This window comes from Lysobacter changpingensis (assembly GCF_017308985.1).
In the GTDB taxonomy this organism is placed as follows: Bacteria; Pseudomonadota; Gammaproteobacteria; order Xanthomonadales; family Xanthomonadaceae; genus Lysobacter_J; species Lysobacter_J changpingensis.
The window spans coordinates 962,728-977,646 of record NZ_JADWPE010000002.1; the positions used below are offsets into that span (position 1 = coordinate 962,728).

15 protein-coding genes are annotated in these 14,919 nt (G+C 68.0%); 4 read left to right on the top strand and 11 right to left on the bottom strand.

Annotated elements, in window-relative coordinates; genetic code table 11:
* Positions 1-91 precede the first annotated feature (91 nt).
* Complete coding sequence (locus I4U41_RS06105; protein WP_242525002.1) at positions 92-1,162, top strand: LacI family DNA-binding transcriptional regulator; 1,071 nt, start codon at positions 92-94, stop codon at positions 1,160-1,162.
* A gap of 69 nt (positions 1,163-1,231) precedes the next feature.
* Here I4U41_RS06105 and I4U41_RS06110 read toward each other — a convergent pair whose 3' ends face one another.
* The 5 genes from I4U41_RS06110 to I4U41_RS06130 form a co-directional block, all read right to left on the bottom strand.
* Complete coding sequence (locus tag I4U41_RS06110) at positions 1,232-2,662, bottom strand: sugar porter family MFS transporter (RefSeq protein WP_206860196.1); 1,431 nt, start codon at positions 2,660-2,662, stop codon at positions 1,232-1,234.
* A gap of 292 nt (positions 2,663-2,954) precedes the next feature.
* Complete coding sequence (gene xylA / locus I4U41_RS06115; RefSeq protein WP_206860197.1) at positions 2,955-4,286, bottom strand: xylose isomerase; 1,332 nt, start codon at positions 4,284-4,286, stop codon at positions 2,955-2,957.
* A gap of 46 nt (positions 4,287-4,332) precedes the next feature.
* Positions 4,333-5,874: a xylulokinase gene (xylB, locus tag I4U41_RS06120; RefSeq protein WP_206860198.1), complete on the bottom strand. Its 1,542-nt coding sequence runs from the start codon at positions 5,872-5,874 to the stop codon at positions 4,333-4,335.
* 325 nt (positions 5,875-6,199) lie between these two features.
* Positions 6,200-6,370, bottom strand: a complete 171-nt coding sequence (locus I4U41_RS06125; RefSeq protein WP_206860199.1) for a hypothetical protein — start codon at positions 6,368-6,370, stop codon at positions 6,200-6,202.
* Positions 6,371-6,400: 30 nt separating this feature from the next.
* Positions 6,401-7,249, bottom strand: coding sequence for a peptidoglycan DD-metalloendopeptidase family protein (locus tag I4U41_RS06130; RefSeq protein ID WP_242525003.1), 849 nt, complete (start codon positions 7,247-7,249; stop codon positions 6,401-6,403).
* 234 nt (positions 7,250-7,483) lie between these two features.
* Here I4U41_RS06130 and I4U41_RS06135 point away from each other — a divergent pair, with 234 nt between their 5' ends.
* Positions 7,484-8,017, top strand: a complete 534-nt coding sequence (locus tag I4U41_RS06135) for a cupin domain-containing protein (RefSeq protein ID WP_206860201.1) — start codon at positions 7,484-7,486, stop codon at positions 8,015-8,017.
* Positions 8,018-8,393: 376 nt separating this feature from the next.
* Positions 8,394-8,672 carry a hypothetical protein gene (locus I4U41_RS06140; RefSeq protein WP_206860202.1) on the top strand — a complete coding sequence of 93 codons (279 nt, stop codon included), beginning with the start codon at positions 8,394-8,396 and terminating at the stop codon, positions 8,670-8,672.
* A gap of 438 nt (positions 8,673-9,110) precedes the next feature.
* Here I4U41_RS06140 and I4U41_RS06145 read toward each other — a convergent pair whose 3' ends face one another.
* From I4U41_RS06145 to I4U41_RS06160, 4 genes are all read right to left on the bottom strand, one after another.
* On the bottom strand, positions 9,111-9,512 hold the full coding sequence (locus I4U41_RS06145) for a hypothetical protein (RefSeq protein WP_206860203.1): 402 nt from the start codon (positions 9,510-9,512) through the stop codon (positions 9,111-9,113).
* Between the two features lie 77 nt (positions 9,513-9,589).
* Complete coding sequence (locus I4U41_RS06150) at positions 9,590-10,018, bottom strand: hypothetical protein (protein WP_206860204.1); 429 nt, start codon at positions 10,016-10,018, stop codon at positions 9,590-9,592.
* Between the two features lie 78 nt (positions 10,019-10,096).
* A complete protein-coding gene (locus I4U41_RS06155; RefSeq protein WP_206860205.1) occupies positions 10,097-10,633 on the bottom strand; it encodes a hypothetical protein in 537 nt (178 codons plus the stop codon).
* A gap of 52 nt (positions 10,634-10,685) precedes the next feature.
* Complete coding sequence (locus I4U41_RS06160) at positions 10,686-11,654, bottom strand: alpha/beta fold hydrolase (protein WP_206860206.1); 969 nt, start codon at positions 11,652-11,654, stop codon at positions 10,686-10,688.
* 561 nt (positions 11,655-12,215) lie between these two features.
* Here I4U41_RS06160 and I4U41_RS06165 point away from each other — a divergent pair.
* On the top strand, positions 12,216-13,382 hold the full coding sequence (locus I4U41_RS06165; RefSeq protein ID WP_206860207.1) for a TolB-like translocation protein: 1,167 nt from the start codon (positions 12,216-12,218) through the stop codon (positions 13,380-13,382).
* A gap of 100 nt (positions 13,383-13,482) precedes the next feature.
* Here the strand turns inward: I4U41_RS06165 and I4U41_RS06170 are convergent, their stop codons facing one another.
* Entirely contained in the window at positions 13,483-13,740 is a 258-nt protein-coding gene (locus I4U41_RS06170) for an XAC0095 family protein (RefSeq protein WP_206860208.1), read from the bottom strand.
* Positions 13,741-14,284: 544 nt separating this feature from the next.
* A complete protein-coding gene (locus I4U41_RS06175; protein WP_206860209.1) occupies positions 14,285-14,788 on the bottom strand; it encodes an REP-associated tyrosine transposase in 504 nt (167 codons plus the stop codon).
* Positions 14,789-14,919: the final 131 nt, after the last annotated feature.

Consider the following 14,919-nt stretch of genomic DNA (forward strand, 5'->3'; position numbering starts at 1 on the left):
CCTGGTTGAACGAATGACAAGGCGGCCCCCGACGCGGCAGGCGCCGCGAAGTGCGGCATCCGCGACCGCTGGCCGACAGAAGGAACGAACGTTGGAGAAGCCGAGGAAATCGCTGCGCCGCAAGGGCGCCGCCGTGACCATCGACGAAGTGGCCGTGCTGGCCGCGGTTTCGCCGATGACCGTCTCGCGCGTGGTCAACGGCCAGGGCAAGGTCCGCGACAGCACGCGCGAACGCGTGATGCGCGCGGTTAAGGAACTGGGCTATACGCCCAACCTCGCCGCCAGTTCGCTCGCCGCCGCGCAGCACACGCGCGTGGCGATGATCTACACCAACCCCAGCTCGGCCTACCTGCGCGAGCTGCTGGTCGGCGCGCTGCGCGGCGCGGCGCGCACCGCGGCGCAGCTGATGATCGAAAGCTGGGACACCTACAACGCCGACGCGCAACGCGCCGCCGCGCGCGAGATGAGCAAGTCCGTCGCCGGCGTGATCCTGCCGCCGCCGCTGTGCGAATCCAAGGCGGTGGTGTCGGAGTTCCTGTCGGCCGGCGTGCCGGTCGTCGCGATCGCGTCGGGCCGCTTCAGCCAGGAAATCTCCTGCGTGCGCATCGACGACTTCCGCGCCAGCCAGGAGATCACCGCGCACCTCATCTCGCTCGGCCACACGCGCATCGGCTACATCAAGGGCCATCCGAACCAGACCGCCAGCGCGCGGCGCTACGAGGGCTTCCAGGCGGCGTTCGCGCAGGCCGGGCTCGAGATCGACGGCGCGCTCGTGCAGCAGGGTTACTTCACCTACCGCTCGGGCCTGGACGCGGCCGAGAAGATGCTCTCGCACCGCAAGCCGCCCACCGCGATCTTCGCCAGCAACGACGACATGGCCGCCGCCGTGGTCTCGGTCGCGCACCGTCGCGGGCTCGATGTGCCGCGCGACCTGTCGGTGGTCGGGTTCGACGATACGTCCGCCGCGACCACGGTCTGGCCGGAACTCACCACGATCCACCAGCCCATCGCGTCGATGGCCGATTCGGCCATCGACATCCTGCTGCGCGGGATCCGTCGCAAGGACCGCAGCACGCGCGTGGTGGTCGACCACGTCGTCGCGCACCAGCTGGTGACGCGCGACTCGGTGGCGCCGCCGTCGAAGGGCACGCGCGGCGCCTGAGCTGAAAGGCCGCGCCCGGGTCGTCCTGCTGGAACTGCTCCGATTGAAGCCGCCCGGACGCGCCATGCCTCAGCCTTCCATCTGCTCCAGTTCCTTGCCCTTGGTCTCGTAGACGTACTTCAGGACAAAGAACACCGACACGATCGCCGCCACGGTGTAGATGCCGTACGCAGCCGCCAGGCCGATGCCGGCCAGCAGGATCGGGAAGGTCACGGTGATGGCGAAGTTGCTCGTCCACTGCGCGGCGCCGGCGACGGCCAGGCCAGAGCCGCGGATCTGGTTCGGGAACATCTCGCCCAGCATGACCCACATCACCGGGCCCCACGAGGCGTTGAAGAAGATCACGTACACGTTCGCGGCGATCAGCGCCAGCGTGCCCATCGAATCGGACAGCATGAGCCGGCCGTTCGCATCCAGCGACGCGGTGGCGAAGGCGAAGGTCATCGCGGCGAGCGACACCGCCATGCCGACCGAGCCGATCCACAGCAGCGGCTTGCGCCCGATGCGGTCGATCAGCAGCACCGTGACCAGGCAGGCGCCGATGCTCAACGCGCCGGACAGCACGTTGATCAGCAGCGCGTCGCTTTCGGAGAAGCCGACCGCCTGCCACAGCACCGCGCCGTAATAGAACACGACGTTGATGCCGACCAGCTGCTGGAACGTCGCAAGGCCGATGCCGATCCACACGATCGGACGGATCCTGCCGGTCGCCTTGTTGATCAGGTCCGACAGCTGCGGGCGATGATGGTCGCTCGACAGCGAGGCATCGATCTCGGTCAGCTTGACCTGCGCTTCGCTGGCGCCGTACAGGCGCGTGAGCACGGCGAGCGCGTCGGCCTTCCGCTTCTTCACGACGAGGTAGCGCGGGCTTTCCGGAATCGCCAGAAGCAGCACCAGGAACAGCGCCGACGGGAAGGCCATCATCCAGAACATCCAGCGCCACGCTTCATGGCCCAGCCACAGCGGCTGCGTGGACGCGCCGGCCAGCTTGGCCAGCAGGAAGTTGCTGAGGAACGCGCAGAACAGGCCGCCGATGATGGCGATCTGCTGCACCGTCGCCAGCCGTCCGCGATAGCGTGCCGACGCGACTTCGGCGATGTACGCCGGCGACATCACGCTGGCCGCGCCGACCGCGAAGCCGCCGATCACGCGCGCGGCGACGAACATCGCCGAACTCGTGGCGGCGCCGGAACCCAGCGCGGAAATCAGGAACAGCACGGCCGAGATGATCAGCACCGAGCGCCGGCCCCAGCGGTCGGCAAGGCGTCCGGCGAAGAACGCGCCGATCGCGCAGCCCAGCAGCATGGATGCGACCTCGAAGCCCAGCCCGGCCTTGGTCGACTGGAACGCCTGCTGCAATCCATCGACGGTGCCGTTGATCACGCCACTGTCGAAGCCGAACAGGAAGCCACCGATGGTGGCCACGCAACTGACGAGAATGATGAAGCGGGTGTTTTCTGCGCTTGCGGATGAGGAACCTTCGAGCGTGGCGCTGTTCATTTCGCGTGTCTCGTTTGAAGGAGTCGGATTTGGATTCGGGAAGGTGGAGCCGTCACGTCCACGTTCGACCGGCACGAGCGCGAGCTTCCCCCACGCGCTGCACCGCCTTGAGCTGTACCGCCTCGAGCCGTCATCCCCGCGAAGGCGGGGATCCATCTTTCAACCGCGTCACGCCTTCACGGCGTGACGCATCGGACGCATGGATTCCCGCCTTCGCGGGAATGACAGCTCTTTTAACCCTTACCCGGCACGAATGACAGATGCCGGGGTCCCGCCAATCCGCAATCCGTCCTCAGCGCAGCAGGTACTGGTTGAGCAGGTTCTCGTAACGCTCCTGCTTGCCGCTGATCTGCCTGGGCTCGCCGTTCTTCACCGCCAGCTCGCGCAGGTCGGCCAGGCCGAGCTTGCCGCGTTCGAAGTCCGCGCCCGCGCCGTTGTCGAAGCTGGCGTAGCGCTCGGTGCGCCACTGCTCCCACGGCGAGTCGTTGAGCAGCGCGTGCGCCACTTCCAGGCCGCGCGCGAACGCGTCCATACCGCCGATGTGGGCGATGAACAGGTCTTCCATGTCGGTCGACTCGCGACGCGCCTTCGCGTCGAAGTTCAGGCCGCCGACCAGGCCGCCCTGGCGCAGCACGACCATCATCGCGCCGACGGTGTCGTACAGGTCGGTCGGGAACTGGTCGGTGTCCCAGCCGTTCTGCGCGTTGCCGCGGTTGGCGTCGATCGAGCCCAGCAGGTCGTGGTCGGACGCGACCTGCAGGTCGTGTTCGAACGTGTGGCCCGACAGCGTGGCGTGATTGGCCTCGATGTTGAGCTTGAAGTCCTTGTGCAGGCCGTACTGGCGCAGGAAGCCGGCGACGGTGGCGCTGTCGAAGTCGTACTGGTGCTTCATCGGCTCCATCGGCTTGGGCTCGATGAGGAAGTAGCCCTTGAAGCCGATGCTGCGGCCGTAGTCGCGCGCCATCGTCAGGAAGCGGGCGAAGTGCTCGACCTCGCGCTTCATGTTGGTGTTCACCAGGCTCGCGTAGCCTTCGCGACCGCCCCAGAACACGTAGTGCTCGCCGCCCAGTTCGACGGTCGCGTCCAGCGCGGCCTTCACCTGCACCGCGGCGCGCGCGACGACGTTGAAGTCCGGGTTGGTCGACGCGCCGTTCATGTAGCGCGGATGCGAGAACAGGTTCGCCGTGCCCCACAGCAGCTTCACGCCCGTGTCGTTCTGGCGCTGCTTGGCCTGCGCGACCATGTGCTTGAGGTTCTTTTCGTACTCGCCGATGTCTTCCGCATCCGGCGCCAGGTCGACGTCGTGGAAGCAGTAGTACGGCACGCCGAGCTTGGTGATGAATTCGAACGCGGCGTCGACCTTGTTCTCGGCCGTCTGCATCGCGGTGGCGCCTTCCCACGGGAACCTGCGCGTGCCCGGGCCGAACGGATCGTGGCCGGCGTTGGTGAAGGTGTGCCAGTAGCACACGGCGAACTTCAGGTGCTCCTCCATCGTCTTGCCGCCGATCTTCTTGTTGGCGTCGTAGACCTTGAAGGCCAGCGGGTTGTTCGAATCGCGTCCCTCGAACGGGATGCGGCCAATGCCGGGGAAGTATTCCTTGGCGCCGATGAAGTGCTTGCTCATGTTCGTGGGAATCGCTTTGGTCGGTGGATGGAGGCGCGGCGTTGCGTCAGGCGGCCTGCCTGGCGTCGGCGCGGGTGGTCGGGTGCGGCGCGTACAGCGTCTGCGTCGCGTCGAGATGCGTGAGGAAGGTCCTGTAATGCGCGGCGTAGGCGGCGACCGCGTTCGCATCCGGGCGCGTGGCGGCGGCTTCGTCCACGCGCACGTGGTCGCGCGCGATGCCGGCGATCGGGGTGTCCTTGCCGCTCGCGCGTTCGAACGCCCACAGCGCCTGCAACGCGCCGCCGAACGCCGCGCCTTCGGCCTGTTCGGGCACCTGCACGGGCAGGTCGAACACGTCGGCGACCATCTGCCGCCACGTCGCGCTGTGGCTGCCGCCGCCGGTGAGGCGGATCGAATCGAACGTCATGCCGGCCGCGCGCAGCGCATCGAAGCCGTTGCGCAGCGCGTAGGTCGCGCCTTCCATCGCGGCGCGGTACACGTTGCCGCGCGTGAGGTTCGCCATGTCGATACCGTGCAGGCTCGCGCGCGCATCCGGCAGGTTCGGCGTGCGCTCGCCGTTGAAGAACGGCAGCATCACCAGGCCGTCGGCGCCGGGCTTCGTGCCTTCCAGCACCGATTCGCCGTCGCGGCTGGAGAAGCCGAACAGCTTCGCCACGTTCTCGGTGGCGACGGTGCAGTTCATCGTGCAGATCAGCGGCAGCCAGCCGCCGGTGGACGAGCAGAACGCGGCCCAGCCGGCGTTCTCGTCGACGACCGGGAAGTCCGCGCACGCGAACAGCGTGCCCGAGGTGCCCAGGCTCATCGTCAGCACGCCCGCCGCGACGTTGCCGGTGCCGATGGCGGCCATCATGTTGTCGCCGCCGCCGGCCGCGACGATCACGTCGTGCGACAGGCCAAGTTCGTCCGCGATGCCCGGCGCGATGCCGAAGCTCGCATCGGCCTCGACCAGCGGCGGGAGGAAATCGGCCAGATTGGTGTCGGCATCGGTCGCGGCGAGCATCCCGCGCGACCACGTGCGCGTGCGCACGTCGAGCCAGCCCGTGCCCGACGCATCGCCGTATTCCATCCAGCGCTGGCCGGTGAGCCAGAAGTTCACGTAGTCGTGCGGCAGCAGGATCGTGGCGAGCTTCGCGTACACCTCGGGGCGATGCTTGCGCGTCCACGGCAGCTTCGACGCGGTATAGCCGGCGAGGATCGGATTGCCGGCCAGCGTCACGCACGACGCTTCGCCGCCGGCCGCGGACATGATCTCGTCGCACTCGCCGCTGGTGCTGGTGTCGCACCACAGCTTGGCCGGCGCGAGCACGTTGCCCTGCGCGTCCAGCGGCACGAACCCGTGCTGCTGGCCCGACACGCCGATCGCCACGACGGCGGCGCGCTGCGCCGGGTCGAGTTTGCCGAAACAGGCGCGAATCGCGTCGATCCACCACTGCGCGTGCTGCTCGCGGCTGCCGTCGTTACCGGCGATGAGCTCCAGCGGCTGCCCGTGCGTGGCGACGATGCGACGCGAGTCCGCGTCGTAGGCGACGAGCTTGACGCTCTGGGTTCCCACGTCCAGTCCGACGAAGAGGCGTGTCTGAGCGCTCATGCGCGTCCGGCTCCAGAAAAGTTAGCGCTAACAATTTTGCGGCAGGAACGATCCGCACTGGAAACACCGACCAGCAGTGACATGGGTGGAAGCAAGGGATCCCGTAGGTGCGTAGCACTCTACCAGCGATGAGAAAAAAGCCTTGCTGCAGTGCGCAAAGCGTTACGCGACAAGGACTTGGCCGTGTCGCGGCGCAGCGAGACGGAGGCACCCGGCGGGTCGGGCGCGGATTCAGGATCGCCCTGCCCCAGGAGTCAGGCTGGGCGCACCTCAGGCTGCCGGGCGACAAAAGCCGCCCGCGCGTCCCGATAGCGCTACCAGCGCCCTACAGGTTGCGGAACACGCACGCGATCCACAGCAGCACGAACGCCAGTGCGACCAGCACGAACGCGAACGGCGCCAGCATCGGCAGGTAGCCCAGGCGGATCGCCAGCCCGGCGCCGCCGGCCAGCGTGGCGATGAAGAAGATCGGGAAACTCGGAGGCGTCAGGCCCATCGGTTCGTTCCTTGCGGTGTAGGCGCCGGATCAGCGCGGGGGAAGCACGGTGCGCGGATCGACGAGCTGCCCGCCGCGGCGCAGTTCGAAATGCAGCATGTCGCGGCCCGCGCCGACGCGCCCCATCTCGGCCACCTGCGTGCCCGCGACGACGTTCTGCCCTTCGCCGACCAGCCGCTTGCGGTTGTGCGCGTAGCTCGACACCCAGCCGCCGGGGTGCTCGATCACGATCAGTTGTTCGTAACCGGGCGAGCCTTCGCCCGAATACAGCACCTTCCCCGCAGCGACCGCGCGCACCGGACTGCCGGCCGCACCGGCGATGTCGAGCGCGCGCGGGGCTGCATCGCCGCGCGCGGGCGCGTTCAACAGCGTGCCGTTCGCCGGCCACTGCCAGCGCGTCACGTCGGCGTCGAGCGTTTTCGAGGCAACGCTGCTGGACGTCGCCGCTTTCGATGTGCTCGCCTTGGTCGGCGTCTTGGGAGCAGCGGCGTTCGAAGCGGCGCTCTTCGCCGCGGGCTTGGTCGCGGGCGGTTTCGCCTTCACCGGCGAGGACGTGTCGGGCAGCGCTTCGGTGCGGACGGTGGACGCCGCCGGCGCGCGCGCAACCGGCGGTTTCGATGCGGATGTCGCGGGGAGGCGGAGGCGGTCGCCGGGATGGATCAGGAACGGCTCGGCGATGCCGTTCGCCTGCGCCAGGTCGATCACGCTCACGCCGTTGCGCGAGGCGATGCCGTACAGCGAATCGCCCGCCTGCACGACGATGCCGCCGTCGTACGACGAAACCGGCACGCCCGACGAGGGCCACACCTTCACCGTCGCCGGCGTGCACGCGCACAGGCCCAGCGACACGGACACCACGAGGATTGCGGAACGACGCATGACGACCTGCCCGGATGTAGCGCCCATGTCGTCGCGATCGCGGCGCCCGTGAGCGGGGCGGTGAGGTTATCGGGCGGGCGGCGGCGGCGATATGCGCAATGTTCTTCTTGCGCGTGGGCCGATTTGTTGCTGCCGGCGCCTTCGTACACGCCGATACAAATCGCCCGGATCGCCGACACATCGCCGATACGCCCCCGCCTTCGAATGGCACCACCCCAACCGAAGGAGCCCGCCATGAAGCCGTCCCCCGTCCTCGCCGTCGCGCTGCTCGCCACGATCGGCGCCCTCGCCCTCCCCGTCGTCGTGCACGCGCAGGCCGCCGGCATCACCCGCACCGACCTGCAACGCAGCGAGCTGTCCGTGCCCGGCCGCGAAGCGGTGCAGGTGCTGGTCGCGTTCGAGCCCGGCATCGTCGCCGCCAACCACCATCATCACGGCGAGGAGATCGTCTACGTCACGCAGGGCGCGCTCGAGTACCGCCTGGAAGGCCGCGCCCCGGTGACGCTGAAGCAGGGCGACACGCTCTTCATTCCGCATGGCGTGAACCATGAGGTCGTCAACGTCGGCACCGGACGCAGCGCGGAGCTGGCAACGTACATCGTCGAGAAGGGCAAGCCGCTGGTGGTGCCGGCTTCGCAGCGCGATGCGCGGGCCGCTGCGGCTGCGTTCGACGTCGCGGGGGATTCGGCGCGGATCGAGCTGCGGTTCGCGGATGAATATCCGCTGCGGCCTACGTTGTTCGATTCGGCGGCGGCCTGGGAGGACTGAGGCGCGCCCCGCGTTCACGTCACGCCGGCGGACGCTGGAAGCCACCTGCTTCCGCCGGTTCCATTCGCGGTCGACGACAGCAACAGCGCAGCGCCGTGCCGCATCGGTCGTTCACCGCCTCGGCTTCGTTGCCGCTCGCCCCACCCCCTCTCCCGGTGGGAGAGGGCTCATAGCGCCTCTTCGCGATGCGTTCATCCGCGCGATCCAGCGCGTTCATCGAACGTCGCACACCGATCGCCGCAGCGCGCGCGACGCACGCTGCGACACCGGTCACAGCGTGCACAACGGTTGCTTCCGCTCCGCCGCGCAACACATTCCTCTCGCGAACCATTCACGCGCGGAAGGCTACGTTCGGGCTGCCGACCGAGGAGTCTTCGTGAAGAAACAGATCACTGCACTCGAGAGCGCCGTCGTGCTGCATTCGGCGCAGATCCTGGCGATGGAATGCCTGCTGCGCGCGATGATCGTCACGCATCCGAACCGCGCCGCGCTGAAGGAGGCGTTCCAGCGCATCGCCGCCGAGCTCGAGCAGCGCCTGGCCGATGCGGGCTTCGAGAACGGCCTGCCGGTGGACAGCGCGCGCACGCTGGTCGAGCCCTTCCACACGCGCACCGACGACTGGATCACCTGGGTAGACCTGATCACGGCGGAATAACCCCGCCCCGCCTTTGTAGCCGGGTAAGGCCGAAGGCCGCACCCGGGAACACATGCTGACGCGACGCGGGAACCCGGGTGCGCTTCGCTTGCCCGGGCTACAAAGGCCCGATCGCATCGAAACGCCGTGCTCTTGTAGCCCGGGTAAGGCCAAAGGCCGCACCCGAGGAACGCCTGATGCCTCGTCACGCAAGAGCCCCCGGGTGCGCTTCGCTTACCCGGGCTACAAAGGCCCGATCGCATCAGAACGTCCCGCTCTTGTAGCCCGGGTAAGGCCAAAGGCCGCACCCGGGGAACGCCCGATGCCTCGTCACGCAAAAGCCCCGGGTGCGCTTCGCTTACCCGGGCTACAGAAGCAACAACGAGCGCCCCTGTAGCCCGGGCAAGGCCGAACGCCGTGGGGTCACTTCGCGAGGAACCCCGCGCGACCTTTCCGCCATCACCCCTCCACCGCGCTACCGAATGCGAGCGCGCACGCCTTCCCGTCGCCGACCAGCGCGCCGCGCATCCGTTCCTCCGTGAGCGGCCTTATCACCCAATCCACGGGCATCGTCGCGAACCGGCTGCGCACGTGGCCCATCGCAACGAAGTACGACGGCCCATCGCCCACGCAATACCAGAACAGATCCGAAGGCGCCGACGAATCGTTACCGGTGCGCCAGGTGACGACCTTGACGATACGCAGCGATGCCCCCGTCACACGGCCCGTGGGCGTCTCGAAGGTCATTTGTTCGAAGCTTCGCTTCACCGCGGCTTCGAACGCACGTTTGGCGCGCAGGGATGCGAAGAACGATGCCGCCAGGAAGGCGATGGTGAGGAGGAGGATGAACGGATCGCTCATGCGTACGGGTCAGGCCTGCCGTGCCCGGAGTTCCACGGATGGTGCGGGCGTCGTGGCCGGACGATCTCCCATCCCGATCACCAGAGCTTCCACCACGGCTTCCTCACCACCGGCAACGGCGGCTCGCCGGGAAACAGGATCTCCCCTTCCCCGTCGTCCCCGCTGACGTCGTAGAACCCCACCGCGTGCTTGATGGCAAGCTCGCGCATCCTCGCGTGCGCGGCGGCGGCCTGCGACCACCCGAATGCGGAATAGATGACGACACGCCCGACGCAATGATCCGTGACCTGGGGAGTGTCGAGATCCGGATCGGACTTCGGCCCGTTGAGCGGCGGGAAGTGTTCGATCATCTCGTCGAACCAGCGCTGCAGCGCGGGCGAACTCACCGCCGGGTCGTCATAGGTGTGATCCTCGCTCCACTCGACCTGCGCCTGGTACCAGGCCATGAAGGCCGCGCGCTCGCGCGGCGCGGCGGTGGGTTCGAAGACCATCAGGTCGTAGCTCATGGGAATCTCTCTGGCGATTGCAGGATCGGGATGCGTGCGTGCACTCGTTCGATGCGAAGGCGTTGCATCGCGCCTGGATCAGCGCGCGAACTCCGCCACCACCTGGGGCGACATCAGCCGCTTCGCGATCCACCCGAACAGCGCGCTGAATCCCAGCGCGAACACGACGCACACGATCGCGATGCCGATGAAGAACGCGCGCATGTCGGGCGCGTCGGGAATGGCGGCGAACTGCTCGCGCATGGACGAGAACATCGCGAACTGCAGCACGAGGCCGCCCAGGTTCCACACGATGCCGAACGCCATCACGCCGATGAAGAGGCGGCGCGCCCAGTTGCGGCGCATCAGCAAACCAATCGACGAGGCCAGCGTCAGCACCTGCACCAGCAGGAAGAACACGAACACCGCCACCATGTGCCGCAGCATGAACACCGCGAACGGCGGCGCGCCCGGCGGCGCCGGCCCCTGTGCGGCCTGCACCACTTCGGGGCTGGTGAACACGGTCTGGATCATCAGGTTCTGCAGCAGCGAGATGAGCGTGCCGAACCCGGACAACACGATGAACACCCACGCCACGACCGTCACGAACGTGGACTTCTGCGCGATCGATGGCATCGGACTCCCTCCCCAGGGCGTGCGCGAACACTAGCGGGTGGATGGGGTGCGTTCAAGGTCGCGGGCGGGCCATGAACCGGTCGAGGGCCGCGCGCGCCGCTGCGGCGCATTCCAGGAACGCGAAGTGGCCGCAGTCGCCGATCATGACGAGCCGCGCGTGCGGCATCGCATCGGCGATGTGCACGGCCGCATCGGCCATGAAGTCGTGGCGGCCGGCGATGACGAGCGCCGGCGTCCGCAGCCGCTCCAGTGCGGGCAGCAGGTCGTAGTCGGGCCGTTCCCAGGTGTCGGCCATCAGGCGGTCTTCCACCGCGCGCGCGGTGAGGATGCCCTCGCGGCCCTGTCGCTCGAAGCCGTCCTGCATGCGGCGCGTCATCCGCGCGAGGTCGTCGGGCTTCGCCACCGCCGGTTCGAAATGGATGCGATAGCGCGCCGCGACCGCGTCCGGATCGCCCGCGCGGTACGCCGCGCTTTCGACGATGGCCGTCTGCTCGTCCATGCGCGGACCCAGGCGCGCGAGGTAGTGCGCGCGCACGCTCGCCAGGTCCGCATGCGATACGGGCGCGGGGTTCACCAGGATCAGTCGCGACACGCGCTGCGGATGGCGCAACGCATACTCCAGCGCCAGCACCGCGCCCCACGAATGGCCGAGCAGCACCGGGGCGTCGAGATCGAACTCGCGGCGGATGCGGTCGATGTCGCCCAGGTCGGTGGCGAGGCTCACGCGCTGCGGGTCCACGCCGGCCGTCGAGCGTCCCCGGCCGCGCTGGTCGTAGTAAATCAGCCGGTACGCGTCGGCGAGCGGATCGAGATCGGGCGCGAGGTACGCCTGGTCGAAATCGGGCCCGCCGTGCAGCACGACGATGGGCTCGCCGTGGCCGATCGCGCGGACGTAAAGCGTCGCGTCGTCGGCGCGAAGTTCGCGTTCTTCCGCGCGCGGCATGTCCGCGGCCTGCGCGCCCGGCGCGAGCGCGATGCAGAGCAGCGCGGCGCGCGCGATGGAATGCAAGGCGTTGCGCATCGCAGCGTCCCTTTCGCGGTTGGACGCGGCCAGCGTGCCATTCCCGTTGCGCGGCGGAACGGCCGTTGATCGGCGGTTGCGGCGTTGCCCGGGCCGCGAAGGCCGCGCGCCGGGCTTTTTGCCCGGTCGTCCGAGCTCAGGGCTCGGCGCGGCGAGCAGAATGCTCGAACGTCGGGGCTTCGCGCCCCGCACGCGGAGCGATCCGCTCGGGCTTCCGGGCTGCGGGCTCCGTGCGCGGAGCGTTGCGCTCCGATGTCCGGGCGCCGGGCTCGGCGCTTCGAGCAATCTGCCCGGACGCCGCGGCTCCGGGCTCGGCGCGCGACGCGTTCTGCTCGATCAACCGGGCTCCGCGCTCGACACACCGCGCACCGCGCACCGACACCGACACGAAACAGGCGCCGGCTTCGCACGCCGGACACCCTGCTGAATCCGGCTGTCGGCAGCCCGACGCCTCCGCACGATCCGCTCGTCGGCAACTGCCGCGCATTGCATGCGATTTGACGAAGGCGTCATCGCGCGGCGCATAGAACTCCCCTCCACTGTCGTCCAAGGAAGCACGCCATGTCCGCGTTCACCCTTCCCCTCCCTTCCGCCCGCCGCATCGCGCTTCGCGCGCTCGCGTGCCTGCTGCTGGTGGCCGGCGCGCCGCTGGCGATGGCGCACGACTCGGGCAACATCCTCTATTACGACGGCGACATCGGGCCGCGCCTGCACCGCACCAACAGCGCCGGTACGTTCACCGATGAGCTGACGTTCCCGCCGGGCGAGTACGTGGATCATTCGGCATCGTGGTCGCCGGGCGGTTCGTCGGTGGTGTTCGAACGCAGCTTTCGCTGGTTCCGCGTGGACGGCAACTACGAACACCAGGACCCGACCGTCATCGTCACCGACCGTCTGGGCCAGCGCGAGCGCGCGCTCATCAAGGGCGTGTTGCCGGTATGGAGCGGCGCGGCGACCAACAAGATCGCGTTCGGTTCCGTGCCGGAGGGCGCGACGAATTCCGAATGCATCCACACCATCAACCCCGATGGCACCGGGCTGCAGCGCATCGCCTGCGTGAACTATCCGGCGCGCACGTTGTGCGACGAGTTCTTCACCTGCCTGTCGGAGTTGCGGAAACTCGCGTGGACGCGCGACGGCAAGTACATCGTCGCGCTGGTGGGCACCTTCGTGACGCGGCTGTCGAATCCGAGCCCCAACGATTACTGGGCGCACCGGCTGTATGCGGTGGAGGTCGCCACGAGCCGGCTGTTCGAAGTGCGCAGCGTCGTCGATCCGCATGAGCAGCACGCGCCGCTCTCGTTCGTCGTGGGCCCTAACAACACCGTGTACTACGACGCGATCGACTGGTCCGGCGGCGTGAGCACGCCCACGATCTACAAAGTGGACCTTGCGACCAACGCGCTGACGCGCATCACCGCCGGCTCGGCCCCGATCCTGTCGCCCACCGGCAGCCGCCTCGCCTACACGCAGCGCGACGGCGACAACCGCTACAGCCGCCTGTTCATCGCCAATGCCGACGGCACCGCGCCGAGGCAGGTGGGCGCGGCCACGCCGGGCGTCGAACTCGTCCCGCTGGACTGGTCGCCGTGCAACCGCGTGCTGGTGCTGCGCAAGCAGGACTATTACAACCACAGCCTCCACCTGGTGAACGCCGCCTCCGGCGTGTGGCGCCCGATCCGCCAGAACGCGGGCGCGGAACAGGGGGCGTGGTTCACGCCGCAGTGACCACGCACTTGTAGCCCGGGTAAGGCCGAAGGCCGCACCCGGGGAAACGCCTCTTGCGCATCACGCGCAAAGCCCCGGGTGCGTTCCCGATCCGCACGCGCTACGTCGGCTCCGCCCCACGCCAACGGATCTTGATGTCGCGCAACGCGCCATCCAGATCGTTGCACAGCCGCTGGAAGATGGTGACCAGCGCGTCGGGGGACAGCTCCAGCTCCTCGGCGTCGTGGCGGATGCGCGCGGCGCTCAGGCAGGAGAGCAGCAACAACTGATCACGAGTGCGCGTGACGGCGTCGCGCGCGGGTTCGCTGATGACGTAACACAGGGATCGGGACGGCGCCGAACGGCGGTGCTTTCGCATGAGTCGCTCCTTTGACGAAGGGGAGCCTTGCGGCGGGGGGCGCAAGGGTGTCGGGAGGCTAAGAAACCGCAAACAGTCGGCGGGCAGTTTTTCCCTTGCGGGTGTTGTATTGCTGCCGCCCTCCCGACGCGGAACGACTGCGTCGATTCTGCGCCTGGACTCATCCAGGCACAAAAAACCCACCGGCTTGACGGAGGTGGGTGCCGCTGTTTGCGGGTTTCTTAGGCCCCGTGGAGCCAGTGTTCGCCGCTACGCGAATCGCCTCAATGCGAAGAAATCGCGAACGGTAGCTACGTCTCACATTCGCGCGTCATCGCTCTTGTAGCCCGGGTAAGGCCGAAGGCCGCACCCGGGGAGCGCCTGATGTCGCGTCACGCAAAAGCCCCGGGTGCGCTTCACTTACCCGGGCTACAACGGCCCAACCGCATCAACGCGCCCTGCTCTTGTAGCCCGGGTAAGGCCAAAGGCCGCACCCGGGGAACGCCCGATGCCTCGTCACCCAAAAGCCCCCGGGTGCCCTTCGCTTACCCGGGCTACAAAGGCGCTACGCCTCGCCTGCAATCGGGATGGCGACCGTTGCGGACTCCGCACCCCAATCCATCGGCAACACCCCGTCGCGCACGTATTGGTGAAACGACGAGAACGGCCACTCCGCGACGCTCGCCGCGTATCCGTGTTTGACCGGATTGAAATGCACGTAATCGACGTGCGCGCGCAGGTCCGCCTCGTTGCGGATCGTGTGTTCCCAGAAACGGGATTGCCACGGCGACGGACCCACACACCCCAGGCGCCGCGAGAATCCCTTCTTGATGTCCTGCCAGAGGCGCGAATAGTCGTCGGCGCCGTCGTGCATCCGGAGGACGGCATGCAGATGGTCGGGCATCACCACGGCCGCGAGCACATCATGCGGAATGCGCGCACGTGCGCTTCGCCAAGACATCCGAAGAAGGTCCACATGCCGGACGAGCAGATCGCTGCGTCGGTCGCGCAAGGTCACCGTGAAGAAATACGTACCGCCGGAAAATCGATTACGCCGATACCGCACCATTCCCGACGCTCGCGTGATTTACAGGGCGATCACCGTAGTCGGCGCAAATCGAAAGCCGTACCCGGGAATGCCGCGTCACGTTGTCAGGGAATGCCGAAAGCCCCGGGTGCGCTTCGCTTACCCGGGCTACA